The sequence below is a fragment of the Mangrovihabitans endophyticus genome, assembly GCF_014646155.1.
In the GTDB taxonomy this organism is placed as follows: domain Bacteria; phylum Actinomycetota; class Actinomycetes; order Mycobacteriales; family Micromonosporaceae; genus Actinoplanes; species Actinoplanes endophyticus.
This window is the reverse complement of sequence record NZ_BMMX01000039.1, coordinates 14,358-33,930: the sequence shown is the minus strand read 5'-3', so window position 1 is coordinate 33,930 and position 19,573 is coordinate 14,358. Positions and strand designations below refer to the sequence as shown.

Below are 19,573 nucleotides of genomic sequence, written 5' to 3'. Positions count from 1 at the left end.
CCGCCAGGTGGCGGCGGGCAGGCTGGGACCGCGGCCCCAGCCTGCCCGTAGGCACATGGATGGGGCCGAAAACCCGGAGACGATCCCGGGCCGGCTATCAGCAGACGAGCGGGAGCACGGCGACCGGCAGCCTGGCGGGCGCCGCGCACGGCGCTCCTCGGTGGCCGCTTTCTCGCAGACCGCGGCAAGCAGCCGGGCAGCCGTGAACAGCCTGGTTCTGGACTCAGGCAGCTAGCTGCAGATCTGAGGCTGATCAGCTGCGGCGTTGCACCAAGCCGTCAGCTCGTACGGCGTTGCGTCAGGAGCTGATCAGTGGTTGTCCGGCGGCGCGATCGTGCCGTCGAGGCTCCACGCCGCGCCGACCCGCACCGGATTGCGTCCCGTGCTGCCGGGCGCCCCGGGAACGGTCGATGCATCCGGCTTGTCGGTGCGGTCGCGCCGGCCGCGGAGCCGCGCCGGGCCCCGCAGTGTGCCCGCGGGCCGGGCCTGGTACCGCTCGGACAGCACCCGACCGTAGTCGGTCTCGGAGGCATACGGCGCGTAGACGCCGTCGCGGACGGTGACATCGAGCCGACCGCAGCAGACCACCGCCACCGGATGCCAGCCGGTCACCGCCGCGAAGACCCGAAGCCCGCCGGCGGTGCCGGGCGGGACGCCAGGAACCTTTCCACGGTGTCTCTCAACACGGTCGGGTCATCCACCCAGGGGAAGTGCCCGATACGCGGCAGTTCAGCCACCTCGGCACGGCGAATTTGGGCAGCCAACTCACGGACGGCCCGGCACGTCGGCCAGATGTCATACTCGCCAGCGACCAGCAGCACCGGCGCTTCGAGCACCGCGAGCCGCTTCAGCATCATCGGATCCGGGGCGAAGCCGGCGTAGAAACCGTCCGTGGCCGGCTGGAAAAACTGGGCGTGCTCAGCGGCAGCCTGCCCCTGGGCCGCGGCATCCCACCGCCGGTACAGCAGTGGTGCCGCCAGCCAACGGCACCGCTCCAGTTCCCGCGGCGACGCAGTCTCGGCGTGCAGCGCAGCAACCGCCTCGGCGTACCAGGGCTCGTGCACCCGCCGGGCCAGCACCTCATCCAGACCTGAATCGGTTTGCATCCCGGCGACCCGCAGCCACGGAGCGACCAGCACAAGGTGGCCGAGACGGTATGGATAGGCGGCCGCGTACGTCAGGCAGACCCCACCACCGGCCGAATGCCCAAGCAGGTCCATCCGGTCCAACCGCAGATGCTCGCGCAGCGCTGCAACGTCCAGAACAAGCCGGTCGACTCGGTAGGTCTCAGGGTCTTCGGGAACCGCCGACGCGCCCGTGCCCCGATTGTCCACAAGGATCAGCGTCCGAAAGTCCCCGAGACCGCCCAATTCACCGAGGTACTCGGCAGCCTGACCCGGGCCGCCGGGAACGCACACCACGGGCGGCCCGGAACCCACCAGCCGATATGCCAGCTCCGTACCGTCCCAGGAGCGGAAGCGCCGCATGCGCGTCCAGGTCCGCGCGCAGGATGTCGTCGATGACCTGATACTTGCGGGCCAGACCACGCACGGACAGACCGGCGCGGGAATCCCGCCGGATCGCCGCGAACAGGTCGACCTTCGACATCGGCGGCATCGGCGGCCTCCCGTCCAGACCCAGCCGATGCTCCCACCACACGAAGCGGTCCGGAACTGGCGAACATCGAACCACCCGATCGAGGTGGGACCTCAACTGGCGAAAAAACCCTGTTCACGGGTAGCCGAACCGTCCTTCGCGAACACATACCAACCGGACCATCCAGCCTGGACAAGAGACCTGTTTCAGTAAAGACTGAAATTTGTGAAACAGCCATCGAATGCTGAAGTATCTGACAACGACGCCCTCGTCGGTCCTTCGGCAGCCGTGCTGGAATGGGTCGAACGGCTCGCCAAGTACTGCGCTGACCAGGACGGCGTGCCGCTGATCGCCGGGCGGGTGCTCGGTTGGTTGATGATCTGCGACCCGCCCGAGCAGTCCGCGCAGCAGATCGCGACCGCGATCGGAGCCAGCCGGGCCTCCTTGTCGACCAACCTTCGCCTGCTCAGCTCCGTCGGGTTCGTTCGCGTCCTGACCAAGCCGGCGTCCCGGACGGTGTTCTACCGCGTCGACGACGACGCCTGGGAGAAAGTCGTCCAACGGCAGATCGCCTCACTGGCCGCCGTCGGCAAGATCCTGCACGACGGCACACCCCTGGCCGGTTCGTCACCCAACCACGGTGGACGCATCGCCGCCGCCAACGAGGTCTTCCGCTGGATGCAACAGATCTTCGACAACGCGCCGCCCCTGCCCTCAACCGCCCGCGCAGCCAAGGAGTCACAAGGATGACAGCACTACCGGCCGCGGCACAGACCGCCTTCGGCCCGATGGTCATCGCCGCCTGCGAGCAGATCCTCCCCGCGAATCAACGGCTGTTCGACGACCCGGACGCCGCCCGCCTGTTACCACCTGGCCAACGCTTGATCGTCGGCGCTTGCCGATGGAAACCGATCCATCACCTGCTCGTCCGGGCCACCGACAGCAAAGCGCACGGCCTCTGGGGCAGCATGCTGTGTCGCAAAAGGTACGCCGATGACAAAGTCCGAGACGCTCTGCACGACGGCATCAAACAGTTCGCCTTCCTCGGCGCCGGACTCGACACCCGCCCCTACCGGCTCGTAACCCCGACCGGAGCCCGATCATTCGAGACCGACCTGCCAGCCAACATCGCCTACAAACGCCGCCGCCTCACCGAGACCTACGGCCAACTGCCGGCCACCACCCTCACCGCGGTCGACCTCGAAACCGACGACCTCGCCGCCGCGCTCACCGCGGCCGGCTTCGACTGGACCGAACCGGCCATGTTCATCTGGGAGGCCGTCACCCAGTACCTGACCGAGGACGGCATCCGCAGGACACTCGCCAGCCTCACCCCATCCGCGCCGGGGAGCCGGCTCATCTTCACCTACCTCCGCCAGGACTTCCTCGACGGCACCGAGGACTACGGCGCCGCACCCGCGAGGCAAGAGTTCGTCACCAAACGCCACGTCTGGCACTTCGGGCTACTTCCAGAGGAGACGCCCAAACTGCTCCGCGACTACGGATGGACCGAACACGAACAAGTCGGACCCGCCGAGTACGCCGAACGCTACCTCCGCCCCCTCGGACGAGACCTAACCGTGTCGCAGATCGAACGATTCGTGTACGCCGACCGTTCGACGGACCAAGCTCACACCTAGGCCGAAACGAACATCACCAAAACCTCGACGAGGGGTGGGTCCCAGAGTCCCAGTCCCGAACACAGGAAACCGTTGTCGAGTGATGGGCCCCCAAAGACCTTGACGAGTGGGACCGGAACTAACCAACGGAACCAGGGCCGCCTACATCGGGTGGGCCCTGGTTCCTGATCGCTGGGTCATGGGATCACTGCTGGCCGCGTCGTGCGATCGTTGGTTCTCGTTCGTCACTGTCGTGGCCGGTCTCGCGCGATACGGCGTCATCGCGTACCCGCCGAAGTAGGGGTAGGGGATCTGGCGGTAGTGGGTGCCGCCGTCGCCGGATTGTTCGTAGCCCCAGTAGGACGACCTCGAGGTGCCGGTCCAGCCGGCGAACAGAACGACGTGTCCGGCGCCGCCGGCCGCGGGTTTGATCATCAGGTCGCCGGGGTGCAGGTCTGCTGGGGTGATGATGGTGGAGCGGGCGGCGAGGGTGATGGTGTCCAGGCCGGGCCCGGGCAGGCCCAGCGCCATGGAGAGGTAGCCGGAGCAGTCACGCCGGTATCCGCCGAACAGGTCGGCGGGGGCGTTGCTCGACAGGTAGGGCACGGGGCGGCCGCCGGGCCAGGCGGTGAGCCACGAGCGGGCCCGGGCGAACACGGCGTCCAGGCCGGCGCACCCGCCGGAGCCATCCGGCGGTGGGGTGAAGCTGGGGCAGCCGGTCCCGCCGCATAGTCCAGCGGCAGCAGCCGCGCCGTCGTGGGGGCCGCGAATGGTGGCGGCGACCAGCGCGGTCGCGTCGGGTTCGTGCGCGGCGTATGCGCCGGGGTAGGCGCTGTTCTGCACGGCCTGGGCGGCCACGGTCAGCGGCAGGTGCTGCCAGTGCTCGACGCCGAGCAGCGTGTCGTAGAACCGTCCTGCCGCGTACGCGGGGTTCATGATCTGCTGCGGTGTCCCCCAGCCCTGGCTGGGGCGCTGCTGGAACAGCCCGAGGCTGTCGTGGTCGTTGTTGTCGCCGAGGTCGCCGATGTTGTGCAGCTGGGATTCGCGCATGGCGACGGCCACGGCGATGACCGCCGCCCGGTCCGGCAGGCCGCGCTGGTCGGCGACCTGAACGATGATTGCGGCGTTGCGCCGCTGGTGGGTGTCGAAGCCGCGCACGGACCCGGACGACGGGGTGGGCAGGCAGCCGGAGGCTGCGCCGCCCAGCGCGGCGAGGACGGCGACGGCGGCGACGGCGGTCACCGCGGCGGCGGTGATCAGGGCGAGCAGGCGGCCGGTCATGACCGGCTCCGGAGGGTGTCGGCCGGCATGTCATGCCCTTTCTGTCATGGCAGGGGTCACCGGCCGGGCAGCTCCTCCCCCGGTGCGCCGCGGGGTGGACACCGGCGGTGGTGCCAGTGCGCCCACCCTGCGGCGCCCGGGGTCAGGCGGCGGCCGGTGGCAGCGGCGAGGTGCCGTTGCCGGAGGCGGTGAGCCGGGCGACGGGGGTGTCGGGTGAGTCGAGCAACCCGGCACGGCCGGCGTCGCGGATGCGCTGCACGGTGCGGGTGGACACGCCGAACCGGCCGGCGACGTCCTGATTGGACGGACCGGTGCCGTCGTTGAGGGCGTGCCAGATCTCGCGCCAGCGGTCGTAATCCGGTTGCTGGGTGGGGATCTGCCGCAGGACGGCTGTGCTCGGCTGGTGCGCCTGACCGGCCCCGGCCGCCGGCTGACCGGCGTTTGCGGGCGGGTCGGGCGGGTCGGTGGCGGGTGGCTGGATCTCGGCGGCGATCGCCCGCGCCCACCCCTTCGTGTCGATCATGGACAGGAGGGCGGCGGCGACGTCGTCGACCGGGGTGGTGGTCGCGGCGATCGCCGCCAGCACCGGATCTTTGGCGTGTCGTGCCCTGATCATCGTGTCGATGTGGCGGGCCAGCGCGCTGCGGCGGGCTTCGGTGCGCAGCTGGGCGCGGGCCTGGGTCAGGGACTCGTGCAGTCCGTAGCCGAACTCCGCGGCGAGGCTCTTGGCGCGCTGGGTGATCTCGGGTTCGCGCCGCCACTGCCACAGCCCGTAGGCCGGTGCGGTGGCCGCCAGCTTCCCGCTGGCGCGCAGCGCGTCGCGGCGGCGGGCGGAGGTGTGCAGCAGCCACACCGTGTAGGCGAACACGCCGAGCCCGCCGAACACGACGGCCAGATAGGGGCTGGTGCGGTGCCCGGCGACGTTGATGCCCACGGCCAGGCTCACCGACGCGGCCGACAGGATCCGCCAGCCGTAGGCGTTCTCGCCGAGGCGCTGCCGGGCGTCGGCGAAGCCGGAGCAGACGACCCCGCCGAGGTCGATGACCCCCGCGAAGGGCAGTACCAGCAGGGCGCGCAGCCACAGCGGCATGGTGGCGGGCCACGGCGGGATGACCGCGCCGACCCAGATCTGGCCGATGGACGAGCCCAGCGCGGCGATGGCGTAGAACGCCCACGCGGCGCGTTCCGCAGCCCGGCCCGACGTGCGGCCGCCGGCGGTCAGCGTGGCCATGGGGCACCCCCGGGCGCCGTGCGGGGTGTCAGATGGTGGGGCATGGGTGCCTCCTGCAAAAGGGCAGGGCCCAGCGCCCCGGGGTGCGGGACGCGGGGCCGAAACGGGTTCGGCTGGTGCGTCCCGCACGACAGCGGCGGGATCAGTGGTGGTGCCGGGAGCAGGCCGGGTGCTCGCCGGCCTGACGACACGCTCACGCAACGCGCGGGTGTCGCCGTGTCAGGGTTCGGCGACACGGGCCGGCCGGGGTGGCACGGTCAGTGGCGGGCGTACCGGCAGGCGACGCGGTGGCCGTGGTGGCGGCCGGCGCAGTCGATGTCGCCGGCCTGCCGGCCGGGGTCGCGCAGCCGGTGGCGCAGGTCCGCCTCCAGCTCGTCGATCCGCGGCCGGTACAGCTGCTCGTAGGAGGCCAGCGGGCCGGTGTGTCCGGCGGTGAGCGGATGGTCGGGGAAGGCGGCCTGCCACGCCCGCAGGTACAGGCCGGTGGCCGGGCCGTGCAGCGGCGCGCGCAGGCTGGTCTCGGCCAGGGCCAGGCACAGCTCGGCGGCGCTCGCCGGGCGCAGGTCCGTCCCGGCGGCGGCCCGCTCCAGTAGTTCGCGTGCGTGAGCGCGGTAGACGAACGCGGTGCCCATGCCCGCGCCGATGGCGCGCGGCTGCAGCAGTGCGAAGGTGTGGTAGAGGGTGTCGGCCTGGCCGGGATGCCGGCGGCTGGCCGCGGCGATCTCGTCCTCGGCCCAGCCCATCGCGGCGACAACCGGCGCGGTCTGCGTGGTGAGGGCGGCGATCATCGTCTCCGCGTCGCGGCGCAGGACGGCCGGTGGCGGCCCGGGCGGCGGGCTCGTCCAGCAGCGGGGGGTGTTGCCGGTGGGGGTCATGCGCGGGGTCTCCGTCCATCAGGGACGGGCATCGCCGACGGGTCACCCCTGCTCGCGGGGCGGCCGACGAGTCGGCGATGCCCGTACGCGGGGTTTCGAATATCGGGGTGGGTGGTTACTCGCCCGGGTTGGCGCTGGTGCGGCGCTCAAGGCCGGCGCGGGCGAAGATCCGGTCGAGGAAGGTGCTGTTCACGGTGCCGGTTCCCGACACGTGCTCGTGGTACTGGTCGAGCTGGTCGCGGATCAGCGCCCATTGCTCGTCGGTCAGTTCCCGGCTGCCGGCCTCGATGGCGTCGCGGTCGAGCCAGGCCACGGCGATGCCGGCCCGTCCGGCCAGGTGCAGCAGGGCGGCGGGCGCGTCGGTGAAGCAGCTCGCATACGCCGCGGAGGCGTCGGCCAGCGGTGACGCGCCGGTGGTGTCGTCGCGGACGGTGTCGCACTGCCCGGCGCCGACCCGCTGCCAGCCCAGACCCAGGTCGAGGGTGTAGCGGCCGTCGGGGTCGGGGCTGGTGGCGCGTACCGCGTTGCGGTCGCCGGTCACCAGCCGCCAGTCCGCGACCAGGTGCTCGCCGTGCTTCTCGATACGCGGGAGGTGGCTGTCGACCTCGACGAGGGCGTCGTCGTAGAACTGCTCGCGGCGGGCGGCCGCGGCCAGCGTTTCGGCGCGCAGCGCCTGCAGGTCGGCGGCGATCTGCGCGGCGACGGCGCGGCTGGCCCGGATCATGCCCGGTGTCGCCGCCGGTGCGGCGTGGTAGCCGATGCGCCGGCGGGCACCGCCGTGGCCGGGCAGGCGCAGCAGGTAGTGGCTGAAGATCAGCCGGCGGGCGGGTGGCGGGCTCACGGGTGTCTCCTCACGGGTCGGCGGGTCAGGTGTGCGGGGTGCGGTGGACGGTGTGCACGGCGGCGGTGTCGACGCGCTCCCAGCTCAGGCCCCAGCCGATCGTGTAGAGGCCGACGGCGTCGGGCACGGTGATGTCCACGGCGGCGTCGTCGCCGGTGCACAGCCGCCGGTCGGCGATGATCAGCGGGCCGAGCCAGGTGATCGACGGGTGGTCCTCGAGGGCGGCCAGCCACGCATCGCCCAGGTAGGCGCCCTGCCCGGTGTGCTCGAAGACCAGCCCCAGCAGGGCGTGCTGGTACCCGGCGACGACCGCGCCGGCCACGGCCCGGCTGGTACGAAACACGCACCCGCCGGCGCCGGAGCGCACCAGGCGCCCGGCGTAGCCGGCGGTGTAGGGGTGGCAGTCGCAGCCCTCGGCCAGCCACGCGCCGGTGAACACCCCCTGCTGCCCGCGCCCGCCGGGGCCGGGCACGTCGCCGGGGATGCCGGGCTCGCCCGGCGCGGGCGGGCGCCGGCTGTCCGTGATCCGGTCAGGCATGGCCGGGCCTGCCGGACCTGGTGGTCACGGGCCGGCCGTGGACGCTCACCGGCGGGGTGTCGTCGAGCAGGCGCAGGACCGCGCCGGGCAGCACCAGGGCGGCCTGGCCGCCGTCGGTGAAGGCCAGCACGAGCCAGCCGGCCTGGTCCTGGGCCGGGGGCGCGGCCACCGTCCGGATGCGGCTGCCGAAGATGATCTGGTCACCGGCGGTGACCTGCCGGGCCGGGCGCAGCCGGGCGCCGTCGGCGGGGCGCACCGCCCACGGCCGCACCGTCCGGGCGAGCCGACCGGCCGCGGTGGTGGCCGGGTAGCTGACCTCGACGGTGCGGGCGGCGATGCGGGTGACGGTGGCGGGCAGCCAGCCGGCGTGGTGGTTGACGTGGACCGGCTGGCCGGGGCGCAGCAGCAGATGCGCCGCCAGATGCGGCGGCGTGATGCCGGGCAGGTAGGCGTGGGTCATGACGGGAACTCCCTTGCAGAAGAAGGGGTTTCCGGGCACGGCACGACGGCCGGGCCCGGAAACCAGAAAAAAGAGAAGGGGGTGGGGCCGGGCGGCGTCCGGACCAGCGATCACCCAGCGAAACCGCGGCGGCAGGGATGCCTGCACCGCCGCGCTGCGCTCAGGAGTGCAGGCTCCAGGACCCCGGCCGGGGCCCCTGCAGCGGGAAGCCGGGCTGGTGGCGGTGCTCGGCGACCGGCGACGCGGCGTACGGGGCATGAACGGTGCCGTCGTCGTCGATCAGCGCAGTGCAGCCGTCACCGGCGATGCAGCGCCGCGCGTCGCCGTGGAAGATCACGCCGACGGTGAAGCCGCTGACGGTGCGTACCAGCAGGCTGAGAGTCCCCTCACGGGCGACCCGTAGCTGGGGGCCGCCGCTCGTGCTCAGGACCTGCGTCAGGCAGGCCAGCCAGGTGGTGGCGGCGGTGACGTGTTCGCGGGAGTTCTGCCCGTAGTAGGCGGCCAGCGCCTGGATGTGGTGGCCGGCGGCGGTGACGGCCTCGACCGCGTCGCGGGTGAGCACCACCTCCAGATGCTCGCTCCGTCGCGCCGGGCCGGGCAGCCCGTCCGGGACCGGCGCGTCCGGGTCGTCGTAGCTGCCCGGCAGCAGGTTGACCAGATCCAGGGCCACGCCGGGGTCGCCGCCCTCGGCGGCGGCCCGGTCCAGGACCGCCCCGGTGACCGCGTCCCGCTGCGAGGCGGGGATCAGGAATTTCCGCGGGTCGAGTTGCTGGCCGTCCGGCAGCGTGGCCATGCTCAGGCCCCGGTCGGCCAGCAGGGTGTCGTACACCGCGACCACCGCGACAGCCAGCACCCTGGAGATGTCCTCGGCGGCGCGGATGCGGGCGAGCACGGCGGTCAGCTCCTCGAGGGTCAGCGCCCGGCGGATCGGGGCGCCCATGGGCAGCAGGGTCATCGCGTCACCTCCGGGCTGGGGTCGCCCGGCAGGCGCCAGCGCAGCTGCCGGGCATCGAGGTCGATGACGACATCGGCGACGCCGGCGGCGACGCCGGCCAGCAGGGCGCGGTGCAGGCCCGGCCGCTCGGGCGCCGCCTCCAGCAGCGCCAGCACGACGCGGATCTGGCTGCCGCGGCCGAGCCGGCCGGCGACCGCCCGCCACGCCGCCGGCGTCCGGTAGCCGCGCGCGTACACCACGGGCAGCTCCACAACGTTGTCGTTGTCGCCGGCCGGGCTGCTCAGGCCGTTGGACATCAGGAACAGGCCCTGATCGCCGACCAGCCACAACGCCGGCCGGGGCGTCGTACCGGTGAGCACCTCACGCATCGACGCGGCCCGGGTGCTCGCGGCCAGCGCGTGCTCGGCCAGCAGCAGAACCTCGGGCAGCGGGAACACCAGCGTGATCATCGGAGCGGCTCCCGGGTGGGGACCTGCGGCGGCCGGACCCGGGCACGGCGGTCGCCGTCCGGGCGCAAGACGGCGGCACCGCCGTGCGGGCACCGGTGGCCGGCGCCGGCGTCGATCAGGTGGGACGAGTCGTACACGGTGACCGTGTCGTGGATTGTCACGTAAAGCCTCCAAGGCGAAAACGAGTGGAGCGGGCACGGCCGCGGCCGTGCCCGCCGAAGGGCTGGTTCGTGGGCCGGGCACCGGGCCTGGCGGCAGCGCAGGGCCCGGGGGGGGGTTCGCGGCCCGGTCAGAAGCTCGGCGGGGCCGTCAGGGTCGCCGCGAGCGCAGCGGTGTTGGGCACGGTGCGGAACACAGCCACGGCGTTACCGGGGTTGTCGGCCAGCCCGTCGCGGTACTCCCGGCCGCAGAACCCCAGCCGGGCGTGCGGGCCGACCCGCCACACCGGCAGTTCGTCGTGCGCGGCGGCCACGACCGGGCCGCCCGGGATCGCGTACGGGGTGAAGTCCTCGAAGCCGAGCCCGGGCAGACGCCGCTCGGCATACCCGGTGCACACCACGACCAGGTCGTAGCCGCGCCCGTCGACCAGACCCTGGCCGGGCAGGCCGACCGGCCGACTTGCGCGCGGCAGCACCATCAGCCGGCGCGTCCCGCGCCGGTCGGGCCGCAGGTAGCGGCCGATGCTCTGGTAACGGCCGCGGACCTCACGGCGCCACGGCTTGCACCGATCCGGCAGGCCGGGGGCATACCAGTCGACCTGCTCGACCCGATCCAGGCCCGCCACCGGTGGCGGGGCCAGGCCCAGGCACGACTCGACGGCGCACTTGCCGCAATCACCGCCGCCGATCACCGCGACGCGCCGCACGCCGCGCAGCGGCCAGACACCGGCCATGCGGCGCATGAACTGCTCGAACGTGCAGATCGTGACGCCGTCGGCCCACTGCTGGTCGCGGGGATCGCCCAGCCCGCGGGCGTCGATGACCCGCCCGGCGAACACCGGATCCGCCCCTGCGATGTCCAGCTGCACCCCCAGGCCGTCCTCGTCGACCCCGGCGACCTCGGCCTCGGTGACCACGTCGGCGTACTGCGCCAGCGCGAGGCGCACGGCCAGGCCCAGGTCGGTGTTCGGCTGGTACTCGCGCATGGACAGGTCCGCGGCCTGCACCGGCGCGCCGGGCAGGTAGTTGAGGTCGGCGCCCTGGTCGCCGGCGATCCCGCTGACACCGCGACGGTTCCGCGAGTTGAGGTAGAACGCCGGACGGCCGGTCAGGGCGAACGTGCCCCCGACCCGGGTGCCGCGCTCGAGCACCAAAGGCTTGGCGAACCCGCGCTGGACCCGCACCGCCGCGTACACGGCGGCGTGCACCCCCGACCCGATGATCACCTCCCGGTCCGGGCTCGCGGTCTGCAGCAGGCGCTGGCGCCGCCCGGCGTCGGCCCACCAGCTGTCGAGGAACTCCTCGGTGAACTGCCGGCCCGCCGGGTCGAGCAGCAGACCGGTCAGCTGGGCCTGCGCCGGGCTGGGGAACTCGCTGACGCGGTCCAGGGCCGCCTGCAGGGCCGCGGGCTGCTGCCCGGCGGCCCGGGCCAGCAGGGTGGACAGGGGTGTGGACGGTTCGAACATGGCTGTCCTTTCGGTCTGCCCCGGGGAGGGGCCGGGACCGCCGGCCGCGCGCACACCACCCCGGTGACCCCGGGGCCGGTGCGGCAGGCTGGCCGTGTCCGGCCGCCCCGGGGACGGGGCTCACAACGAGGAAATGCGGGTGGCAGGGCCCTCAGCCCGGCTGCGCGCCGAGGGCGCCAGGCTTACTTGTCCGGGCGGTCGGCGCGCACGTCGTGGTAGGTCAGCAGGAACGCGCCGGGCGCACGGCTGCCGACGGGGCCGTAGAGGGTGACCCACGCGTCGGTGGTCTGCTCGCGCACCGCGTCGAGGTACTCCGCGACCGCGGCCGGGTCGCCGAGGTCGGGCCGCGGGTGCTCGGCCACCCAGGCGTCGTCGACGTAGTTGAGGGCGCCGTCGCCGGCCAGCCGGGCCAGCAGCGCGGCGACCGGCCGCTGCACGCCCGGCACGCTGTCGCCGACCACCACGGCGGGGTCTTCGCCGCGGTCGGACTGCCATTCGACGACGGCCACGACGATCGGCTGTTCCAGCCGCTGCACCAGCTCCCGCACCCGGATACGGGTGTGCAGCAGCCCGCCGAGCACAGTCAGCGTGCCGACGCCCGCCAGCGCGAGGCTGCCCGCCTGCCACCACAGGCTCCCCGCCCGGTGACCGGGCGCGGCGACCAGCCCGGCGCCCTGCAGCACCACGGCAGCGGCCAGCAGCAGCAAACCGGCGGCAAGCGTGCGCAGGCCGGGCACGGCAAAGGCGATTGACGACATCACATCGGTTCTCCTTCCGGTCGAAAAATCAGGGCATGCCGGCAAGGCCGGTCATCGCAGGCGATGACCGGCCTTTCCTGGCGCAACAGTGGAGGTTTAGCCGGTGGTGAAGGCGGCCAGCACACCGCCGGCGGCGAGGGTTTGCAGGTGCACGTTGGCCTGGCCCAAAAACTCCAGGTGAACGCTGTAGCGGCTGCTGCCCGGACCCAGCAGCCGGCCGTCGAGCGTCAGCATCCGCCCGCCCGGCACGGCCTGCAGCCACCCGTAGGTGGCATAGGCCTGCAGGCCAGCATCGAACGCGTCCAGGTGCTCGGTGGGCAGATCCGTCTGCCGGCACGGGTGAGCGTTGTAGGTGAGCATCCGGGCCACCCGCGGCTGGCTGGCGAAACCGTGCCGGGCATGCTCCCAGGTGTAGGTGTCCGGATCAGCCGCGTAGCGGTCGTAGAAATGCCACCACGGGCGCGCGGCCGGGGAACCGGCGACGACCTGCTGCCAGATCTGCCAGCGGTCGCCGTACCGCTGCTGCAGACCGGCGCGCATCCGCGCAAGATCCAGCAGGCCGATCGGCCCGCCCGCCGCGACGCCGGCGCCCGGCTGCAGCAGTCGGCCGGCACGCCACCGCGTACGGGTGAGGAAATGCCCGCTCGCGAGACGTGCGTCGGTGATGCCGTGGGTGGCCAGCAGGGCCGCCGCGGCAGCGCCGATCTGATCGGCGGGGGTGGCCGTCGGCAGGCAGACGGTCAGGACAGAACTCTCAGACACAACCGAACCTCCACAGTGGATAGACTGCGTGTCGGGCACGCCTACAGACGGCTCGCCCAGACAGCCGGGCAGGATGCGCGATAACAAGGCACGAACCGCCGAGCAGCGGCGGGCGGCGCCGCAGAGCGGCGCGCGGGGCGCGGGAACCAGCGCCGTGGTGGACCGGTGGGTGCGGCGAATGCCACGGGCGGTGCAGGCCGACCGGCCCTTCGAGGGCGGGTGGGCGGGTGCGACCGCGGTCGTGGGCGCCGGGCCCGGGTGATGCACGGGGGTTTCTCGATGGAGAAGGCTTCACCGTACCGGCCTCACCCAACAGCCAGCCCGCGCACCGATCACGGCCGGCCGGTGTGTGCCGCACCGTCGGAACGAGGCCCGCGTGAGGCGGTGATGCTGTGGGGCGGCCGGCCGCTGTTGGGTGATCCGCCAGCAGCGCCGCCGAGGCCGGCTACCTCAGGGAACACAGCCGGTGTTCGCCGGGCGCCGACGGTCCGGGGTGGAGCGGGCCGCAGAAGCCGGCGGCAGGCAACCGGTGGCGACGCAGACGCGGCCGGGCGGGACCGACGTCGCCGCCGTGGCCCGCACAACGGTCAGGGCCGCGGCGGGGAACGCCGCACGCGACCCGGGTGACCGGGCCCGCGGCGGCCGGCGGGCTCAGCGCAGGTGGTACAGGGGATGCTGATCCGCCGCCGGCGCTCCCGGGTTGAGCGGGCCGGGCTGGCCGTGGCCGGCCGGCAGCTCGGCCAGGGCAAGGCGGTGACGCCCGTCGCCGACCAGCCGCCAGACCGCCCCCGCGGGATCGCTGCCGGACTCCGGTGAGGTAGTGGCGACCACGACGCCCGGCTCGCTGCGTTCAGCCAGCCGCCGGTGCAGATTCTGCTCACGGGTGCGGTTGGGCAAGGCGAACAGGACCGGATAACCCGGGCCGCCTTCGGCGCGCAGCCGCCGGTAGGAGCCGAGCTTGCCCACGACGACACTGAGCGATTCGGTGCCCCGGTCCAGCTCGAGGAAGTAGCCGACCTGCCGGGTGCCGTCACTCCAGACGCCGTGCCCGTCGGGGTGGATGCGCCGGCCGAACATCCGGACCGTGGTGCGTTCGGACCACCAGCGCAGCAACGCGCCGCCGGTGTCCGTGCGGCTGCGCGCCAGCAGACGGACACCGAACCAGTTGGTGCCGATGAGGTGATCGAGGGTGGGACTGGCGTAGACGCGGTCCTGCCGCTCCCGTAAGGCCTTCGCCGGCAGCGGGGTCTCCCCCGTCGACAGGGCGACCAGGCGCGCCGACAGCACGCCGGCGACCCAGCAGACGAGGTTGGAGCTCCCGGGCTGATTGCGGCGCACGAACCGGTCGAGGTATCCGATCGAGCGAAGCACGCCGAGGCGGTGCCGGCAGGTGATGGGGTTGGTGAACAAGATGGCGGCGAGTTGGTCGGTGGTGAGCGTGGTGTGTTCATGCAGAAGGGAGGCGATGGTGTAGTCGCGGGGGCGCAGGCGGTGCGAGATGCCGATCAGGGTGGAACCGGGCGAGGTGGTGACCCAGTCCGCGGTCGGTGGCGACGCAGGGGGCTGCGTCCCCGCTCGGGAGACTTCCCCTGCAGGGAAGCGTCGGGTTGGGCCGGTGCCGGGCATGCGGGCTCCTAGCTGCGATGTTGGGTGGCGTGAGTCGGCCTGGGGTCGGCCTGATGACGCGGGGTCCCGGCCGGGTCGCGGGCCGACCCGGTGACCAGGTCCAGGCCGGGCAGGACAAGACCGATCAGCCCGGTCGTGAGCCGCCCGGGCGGCGGTCCACCGCGGACACGCGGTGGCACCCGCACGAGGCGGGCAGCGTGTCGGCGTACGTCGAGGTTCAGCGCTCTCGAACCGCTTCCCCCGGAGCGATTCGAGAGCGCCGTGCTGTGCCGGCTGCCCGCCCTCGCCTGCCGACGTCCTCGTCGGCCTGCCAATGGCTCAAGCGGCACCCGTTGAGGACGCGAACGAATCGTGGGATCCGGTCGGCGGGGATGCCGACCAGCCGCGGGCAGACCCCCGCGAGCAGACCGGAGACCTCCTGGGAGCAGACGCTGACCGCGGCGACCCCAACACGTCGGCCACCCGCTCCGGACAGGCCCGGCAGCTCCGCAGCTAGGCCTTCACGTAGCCATCGCTGATTCTCCAGGGGCCCCACCGCCCCAAGTGGGCTTTCCGCTGGAGTTTGTGCAGCTCAGCGGCCACATGACCAGAGCCTATTGATCACAAGCTATTGTGCACGAGACCCTCGCGGTGAGCATCGCCGCCAGCGCGGCGACTGCCTGTTCGCATCCACACACTGCATCGCGATCACCGTGGGCGGGAGCACCCGGATCCGGTTCGACTGATCGTCGACGCGCTGCCTCCAAGAGGTTCCGCTGGGTGGCCGCTCGTTGATGGGCTGCCGGTTGTGTGCCGTGTTCCGTCACCGCCGCGACGGTCTTCCGCGTTCTTGGTTTCTCACATGATCAGGTCACCGTCGACAGAACGGAAACGTCTGCCGGGCGGAAACGCGCCGAACGCGGAAGCTGCCAGGACTATCTCCAAGGCCCACTTCCGCGTTGGTCGCGCCGATCTTCTTCGTTCGGGCTACGCCAAGGTCCGGGTCAGCTTTCGGTCTCAACGATCTCCGCGCCGTCAGCGGCCCGCTGTACTGCTTCGCAGCCGTTCTTCGCCGCCGCCTTGGTGTCATAGGCCTCGCTGGAAGCCACAATCTGCCCATTGGATGCCTTGAGCCGGAACCGGAACTTGTTGGCCTTGTCGGTGTACACCTCGAACTTGCCCGCCATCGTCGCCTCACCTCCACCTGAGGACCGCGCCGCGATCGCGACGCAGCATGCTCCCCCGCGAACGTGCCCACCCGTTACCCCGGACGAGCAAGAGCCATACACCCAGCAGGCAACACCCGATTTCAATACCGTCCGAGGACCTCACGCACGCCTCGTCCGGAACCCCAGTTGGGCGCATCACCATAATCAACGTGATCAGTTTCGGCACCGCCGTTGACACGTTGACGCAAACGATCCCTCTTCGGCGGTCCTGCCCGCCCGATGCCGCAAGTCCCCACAGATCAACGGGGTGCTGCCGGTGTTGCACCCACACCGCCTTCGTCGTCCGATTTCGTGCCAGCGTTGCAGCAGTTACTCGCCACCAACCGCCGGCTGTCCGTAGTGGTCACCCCCCGGGCTCACCGTGCAGTGGCAGCACGACACCCGCCGCGCTCACCGTCAGGACTTGGCAACTGCGAACGCCGCGGCAGACGAGCGCCAGTCCTGGCCGTCGGCAACGGCACGCTGTGGTTCTGGAACGCGCTCCGCGAAGCCCTTCCCTGACACCCGAAGCACCGCTGCTGGTTCCACAAGACCGCGAACACGCCCGGAGCCGAAACCTGCCCACCCCGGGGCGAGGAAGCCCTCGGAAAGACCTGGAGTGCCGAGAACCGCGACCAAGCCCGCCGCGCGGTAGCAGCGTTCAAGCTCGCGTGCGCAGCGAAGTCCGGCAAGGGCACCGACGACCCGGACACATGTCTCGCCCCTTTTACGACGGCCCGCCGAGCATCGGGGTACATCGATGAACCACGATCCGATCGAGTGGGGCCTCGCCGCTGTCCGGCACCGCACCACGGTCGCGCACTGGGTAGCTCTGGTCCGCGTCGGCGCCCGGTCCGAACGTGGCAAACTCGTCAAACGAATCGAGAGGGCCACCGCGTGAACAGTCCGACCACGGGCACACTCCACCACATCGAGATCTGGGTGCCCGACCTGGACCGGGCCGTCCTCAGCTGGGGCTGGCTGTTAACCGAGCTCGGCTACACCCTGTTCCAATCCTGGACCGCCGGACGCAGCTGGCGACTGGGCCCGACCTACATCGTCGTCGAGCAATCACCCGACCTGACTGCAGCCGACCACGACCGCCGCCGACCCGGCCTCAACCATCTCGCCTTCCACGTGGAAAGCACCCACCTCGTCAACGCCCTGACCCAGCAAGCGCCCCAGCACGACTGGACCCTGTTGTTCACCGACCGCCATCCGTATGCCGGCGGCCCGGACCACCACGCCGCCTACCTCGAAAACTCCGACGGCTTCGAGATCGAACTCGTCGCCGCATAAGACGAAACAGCCGGTCGAACCATCATCAACAAATCACGGCTGTCGACTAAGGGCTCCCACGGGACTACGCCACAGTGAGGGCAGTTGTCTTGCGCCATACCGTCGTCGGCCACACCCACACCAAGGCCAGCCGAGCCGGGCAGGCCGCTGATCTCTCAGGCGAAACGGCTCCCGACTCCGTCGAGGTACGCGACGACATCGCAGTAGCGCACGCGTCGGAGCCGCCCGATCATGATGCTGTTCAGCGCTCCGGGTCTTGATCAGATCGTAGATTGTGGTCCGGCCAACCTTCAGTAACTCGGCAGCCTCCTCGACGGTCAGCACCAGCGCGTTCACGGTGCTCCCCGCACAGACGCAGTTGTCTGCAGCTGCGATGGCCGAGCCAGCAGGTCCGCGATTCGCCGCCGCTGATCCAGCGTCAGCACCGTCGCAGCAGCGGCGAGCCGCTGGATCGCCCACTCCACCTCATCCAAACTCACCGATCAACGGCAGCCCCTTTGAACACGTCAATCGTCGATTCGCGCCGGTCCGACGAATCCATCAGGGACATCGGCAACGACCCGATTTTCAGATCTCACCTGGTGTCGGCGTACACCTGGGTGAGGCACTGACGAAGTGGCTTGGAATACACAGCTCCTGCGACGCTTTGGCGGACATGGTTACCTTCCGTGGCGGCGAGTGCCCCACAGCGGCAGCAGCGGCGGCAACTCGACCAGTAGGTTCCGCGGCCTCTTCGGTGGCGCGGACTCACCGTCGTCGCCGGGCCAGCGGCGTTCGTACTGGTCGGGCAGGCCACCCCAGCCGAAGTAGGGCATCGGCTCCGGCGGCACCACGCCGAGAGTGTCCTGCGGGTCGATGCGACGCTCGGCGACCGTACACAGATGGGCCCAATCATCGCCCAAATCGAACAGGTAGGCGAACTGCTCGCCCGGCTGGAGCTGGCTCAACTTCGTGGCGTCGCTGTCGACACTGCGGTCGGGCTCTTCCCCGTCCCACAGGTCCAGCGGCGTGACCAGGGTGCCGTCGGCCAGCGTGAACGAGTGCAGGTGGGCGAGGTCCCAGCGGGCGAAGGCCAGGTTGATCGCGGTGGCGAGTTGGTCGAAGGTGTGCGACCGGGCGGCGGCGAAGTCGCGACCCGGCCGGGGCCAGAAGTCGGCGCCGCGGCCGGACACGAGTTCGACGCGGATCGACAGCCAGGTCCGAGCCATGAAAGGACGTCCTCGAAGTCGGGGATCCGAGCGATGACAGACTACGCAACGTCACCGATCTCAGTCGACCGCCCGCCACCGCTGTGCAAGATCAACCGTGCCGATCTGCGCCGTCCGAGGTGGACCCGACACCTGGCAGGCAGCACTACGCAGCGTGCTCGCTGAGATGCTGTCCAACAAGATCCGCTGTGGTTGTGTCTGCTGCTCTGGACATCGGGCCAACCTCGGTTTGAGCACCGCATGATCGTCGGTATGTCTCGTGTCCGCGCGTTTCGACACCACCAGCCAACGAGGCTGCGGATGGCGGGCTGACGGCCCACATACTCGGTCGCGAACTGCCGGATGCGCGGCGACGATGACGGGGTGTCTACACCATCCTTGAAGAGTCGGGTCGTGGTCGTCACCGGCGTCAGCCGCCGGGTCGCCATCGGCGCAGCCATCGCCCGGCGACTGGTGACGGACGGCGCCGCGGTGTTCCTGCAATCGTGGGCGCCCCACGACGCCGAGCAGCCTTGGGGCGCGGACCCAGGCGGCCCGGAGGCCCTCGTCGATGAGCTTCGTCAGGCCGGTGGGCGGGTTGAGCACTCCTCGGCAGATCTATCCGAGCCTGATGCTCCGGCGCTGCTGGTCGACACCGCGCGCGACGCGTTCGGGCATGTCGACGCCCTGGTCGTGAACCACGCCCGGGGCATCAACCAGACCCTGGAGACTCTGACTATCGACGAACTTGACCTGAGCTATGCCGTCAACACCCGGGCGGCTCTGCTGTTGGTCCAGGCGTTCGCCGTCCAGCATGACGACACCCGCGCCGGCGGGCGCGTGCTGTGGATGACGTCTGGGCAATACCACGGCGCCATGCCTGACGAGCTTCCCTACATCGCTTCCAAAGCGGCGTTGCACGAGCTCACCCCCAGCCTCGCGACGCACCTGATGCCTCGGGGTATCACCGTCAATTGCATCAACCCGGGGCCGAACGATACCGGCTACGCCGACGACGTTCTCCGGGCCGAAGTGAGCCGGCTCAACCCCGGAGGTCGTTGGAGCACACCGACCGATACTGCCCGGTTGGTCGCCTGGCTGCTGAGCGACGACGCGGGCTGGATCACCGGCCAAACCATCGCCTCGGACGGCGGATGGTCATCACGATGACCCCGTCCGATCGATCAGATTCTGCGCCGAGCCCCTCCGACGTGGGATTTGTCCGCCGCTTTCGACGCCACGAGAGTGGCACGCTCGATCGGATGGATCCGATGTCCGCGATTTT

24 protein-coding genes are annotated in these 19,573 nt (G+C 71.3%); 6 read left to right on the top strand and 18 right to left on the bottom strand.

All coding sequences use genetic code 11. The annotated features are described in order from the left end of the window. Positions 1-309: 309 nt before the first annotated feature. Both IEY73_RS27120 and IEY73_RS27115 read right to left on the bottom strand, forming a co-directional pair. Positions 310-612, bottom strand: a complete 303-nt coding sequence (locus IEY73_RS27120) for a hypothetical protein (RefSeq protein ID WP_189082164.1) — start codon at positions 610-612, stop codon at positions 310-312. Then, entirely contained in the window at positions 609-1,487 is an 879-nt protein-coding gene (locus tag IEY73_RS27115) for an alpha/beta fold hydrolase (RefSeq protein ID WP_189082163.1), read from the bottom strand. Before IEY73_RS27115 ends, IEY73_RS27120 begins: the two co-directional genes overlap by 4 nt. Positions 1,488-1,821: 334 nt before the next feature. Here IEY73_RS27115 and IEY73_RS27110 point away from each other — a divergent pair, with 334 nt between their 5' ends. Beyond that, a complete protein-coding gene (locus tag IEY73_RS27110; RefSeq protein WP_229716191.1) occupies positions 1,822-2,346 on the top strand; it encodes a GbsR/MarR family transcriptional regulator in 525 nt (174 codons plus the stop codon). Next, complete coding sequence (locus IEY73_RS27105; RefSeq protein ID WP_189082162.1) at positions 2,343-3,236, top strand: SAM-dependent methyltransferase; 894 nt, start codon at positions 2,343-2,345, stop codon at positions 3,234-3,236. Before IEY73_RS27110 ends, IEY73_RS27105 begins: the two co-directional genes overlap by 4 nt. A 141-nt stretch (positions 3,237-3,377) precedes the next feature. Here IEY73_RS27105 and IEY73_RS27100 read toward each other — a convergent pair whose 3' ends face one another. The 12 genes from IEY73_RS27100 to IEY73_RS27045 all read right to left on the bottom strand — a co-directional run bounded on the left by IEY73_RS27100 (position 3,378) and on the right by IEY73_RS27045 (position 12,989). Then, the gene (locus tag IEY73_RS27100) at positions 3,378-4,496 is read right to left on the bottom strand and encodes an NlpC/P60 family protein (RefSeq protein WP_189082161.1); all 1,119 of its coding nucleotides are present in this window, start codon (positions 4,494-4,496) and stop codon (positions 3,378-3,380) included. A gap of 142 nt (positions 4,497-4,638) precedes the next feature. Further along, positions 4,639-5,727 carry a hypothetical protein gene (locus tag IEY73_RS27095; protein WP_189082160.1) on the bottom strand — a complete coding sequence of 363 codons (1,089 nt, stop codon included), beginning with the start codon at positions 5,725-5,727 and terminating at the stop codon, positions 4,639-4,641. Positions 5,728-5,984: 257 nt separating this feature from the next. Then, complete coding sequence (locus tag IEY73_RS27090; protein WP_189082159.1) at positions 5,985-6,602, bottom strand: hypothetical protein; 618 nt, start codon at positions 6,600-6,602, stop codon at positions 5,985-5,987. Positions 6,603-6,717: 115 nt separating this feature from the next. Further along, positions 6,718-7,443, bottom strand: coding sequence for a hypothetical protein (locus IEY73_RS27085; RefSeq protein WP_189082158.1), 726 nt, complete (start codon positions 7,441-7,443; stop codon positions 6,718-6,720). A 25-nt stretch (positions 7,444-7,468) separates the two neighbouring features. Next, positions 7,469-7,981 carry a hypothetical protein gene (locus tag IEY73_RS27080; protein WP_189082157.1) on the bottom strand — a complete coding sequence of 171 codons (513 nt, stop codon included), beginning with the start codon at positions 7,979-7,981 and terminating at the stop codon, positions 7,469-7,471. Continuing rightward, on the bottom strand, positions 7,974-8,441 hold the full coding sequence (locus IEY73_RS27075; RefSeq protein ID WP_189082156.1) for a hypothetical protein: 468 nt from the start codon (positions 8,439-8,441) through the stop codon (positions 7,974-7,976). The genes IEY73_RS27080 and IEY73_RS27075 overlap by 8 nt, the downstream gene beginning before the upstream one ends. A 160-nt stretch (positions 8,442-8,601) precedes the next feature. Next, on the bottom strand, positions 8,602-9,396 hold the full coding sequence (locus IEY73_RS27070; RefSeq protein WP_189082155.1) for a hypothetical protein: 795 nt from the start codon (positions 9,394-9,396) through the stop codon (positions 8,602-8,604). Continuing rightward, a complete protein-coding gene (locus IEY73_RS27065; protein ID WP_189082154.1) occupies positions 9,393-9,845 on the bottom strand; it encodes a hypothetical protein in 453 nt (150 codons plus the stop codon). The genes IEY73_RS27070 and IEY73_RS27065 overlap by 4 nt, the downstream gene beginning before the upstream one ends. Continuing rightward, on the bottom strand, positions 9,842-10,006 hold the full coding sequence (locus IEY73_RS27060) for a hypothetical protein (protein WP_189082153.1): 165 nt from the start codon (positions 10,004-10,006) through the stop codon (positions 9,842-9,844). Before IEY73_RS27060 ends, IEY73_RS27065 begins: the two co-directional genes overlap by 4 nt. A gap of 128 nt (positions 10,007-10,134) precedes the next feature. Then, on the bottom strand, positions 10,135-11,469 hold the full coding sequence (locus tag IEY73_RS27055) for an FAD-dependent oxidoreductase (RefSeq protein ID WP_189082152.1): 1,335 nt from the start codon (positions 11,467-11,469) through the stop codon (positions 10,135-10,137). A 182-nt stretch (positions 11,470-11,651) separates the two neighbouring features. After that, positions 11,652-12,227: a hypothetical protein gene (locus IEY73_RS27050; protein ID WP_189082151.1), complete on the bottom strand. Its 576-nt coding sequence runs from the start codon at positions 12,225-12,227 to the stop codon at positions 11,652-11,654. A 96-nt stretch (positions 12,228-12,323) separates the two neighbouring features. After that, positions 12,324-12,989: a hypothetical protein gene (locus IEY73_RS27045; RefSeq protein ID WP_189082150.1), complete on the bottom strand. Its 666-nt coding sequence runs from the start codon at positions 12,987-12,989 to the stop codon at positions 12,324-12,326. 73 nt (positions 12,990-13,062) lie between these two features. On the opposite strand from IEY73_RS27045, the gene IEY73_RS27040 reads away from it, so the two are divergent. Continuing rightward, on the top strand, positions 13,063-13,251 hold the full coding sequence (locus IEY73_RS27040) for a hypothetical protein (RefSeq protein WP_189082149.1): 189 nt from the start codon (positions 13,063-13,065) through the stop codon (positions 13,249-13,251). A 389-nt stretch (positions 13,252-13,640) separates the two neighbouring features. Here the strand turns inward: IEY73_RS27040 and IEY73_RS27035 are convergent, their stop codons facing one another. Further along, positions 13,641-14,615 (bottom strand): replication-relaxation family protein, encoded by a 975-nt coding sequence (locus IEY73_RS27035; RefSeq protein WP_189082148.1) that lies wholly within the window; start codon positions 14,613-14,615, stop codon positions 13,641-13,643. 983 nt (positions 14,616-15,598) lie between these two features. Further along, positions 15,599-15,781: a YegP family protein gene (locus tag IEY73_RS27025; RefSeq protein ID WP_189082146.1), complete on the bottom strand. Its 183-nt coding sequence runs from the start codon at positions 15,779-15,781 to the stop codon at positions 15,599-15,601. Between the two features lie 781 nt (positions 15,782-16,562). Here IEY73_RS27025 and IEY73_RS27020 point away from each other — a divergent pair. Then, on the top strand, positions 16,563-16,703 hold the full coding sequence (locus IEY73_RS27020; protein ID WP_189082145.1) for a hypothetical protein: 141 nt from the start codon (positions 16,563-16,565) through the stop codon (positions 16,701-16,703). Then, complete coding sequence (locus IEY73_RS27015) at positions 16,700-17,101, top strand: VOC family protein (RefSeq protein WP_189082144.1); 402 nt, start codon at positions 16,700-16,702, stop codon at positions 17,099-17,101. The genes IEY73_RS27020 and IEY73_RS27015 overlap by 4 nt, the downstream gene beginning before the upstream one ends. A 33-nt stretch (positions 17,102-17,134) precedes the next feature. Here the strand turns inward: IEY73_RS27015 and IEY73_RS33795 are convergent, their stop codons facing one another. Together IEY73_RS33795 and IEY73_RS27005 are read right to left on the bottom strand one after the other, a co-directional pair. Further along, positions 17,135-17,425: a helix-turn-helix domain-containing protein gene (locus tag IEY73_RS33795; RefSeq protein ID WP_229716194.1), complete on the bottom strand. Its 291-nt coding sequence runs from the start codon at positions 17,423-17,425 to the stop codon at positions 17,135-17,137. Between the two features lie 335 nt (positions 17,426-17,760). Next, the gene (locus IEY73_RS27005; protein ID WP_189082143.1) at positions 17,761-18,309 is read right to left on the bottom strand and encodes an IS1096 element passenger TnpR family protein; all 549 of its coding nucleotides are present in this window, start codon (positions 18,307-18,309) and stop codon (positions 17,761-17,763) included. Positions 18,310-18,651: 342 nt separating this feature from the next. Between IEY73_RS27005 and IEY73_RS27000 the strand changes: the two genes are divergently transcribed. After that, a complete protein-coding gene (locus IEY73_RS27000) occupies positions 18,652-19,458 on the top strand; it encodes an SDR family oxidoreductase (protein ID WP_189082142.1) in 807 nt (268 codons plus the stop codon). The last annotated feature ends 115 nt before the right edge of the window (positions 19,459-19,573 follow it).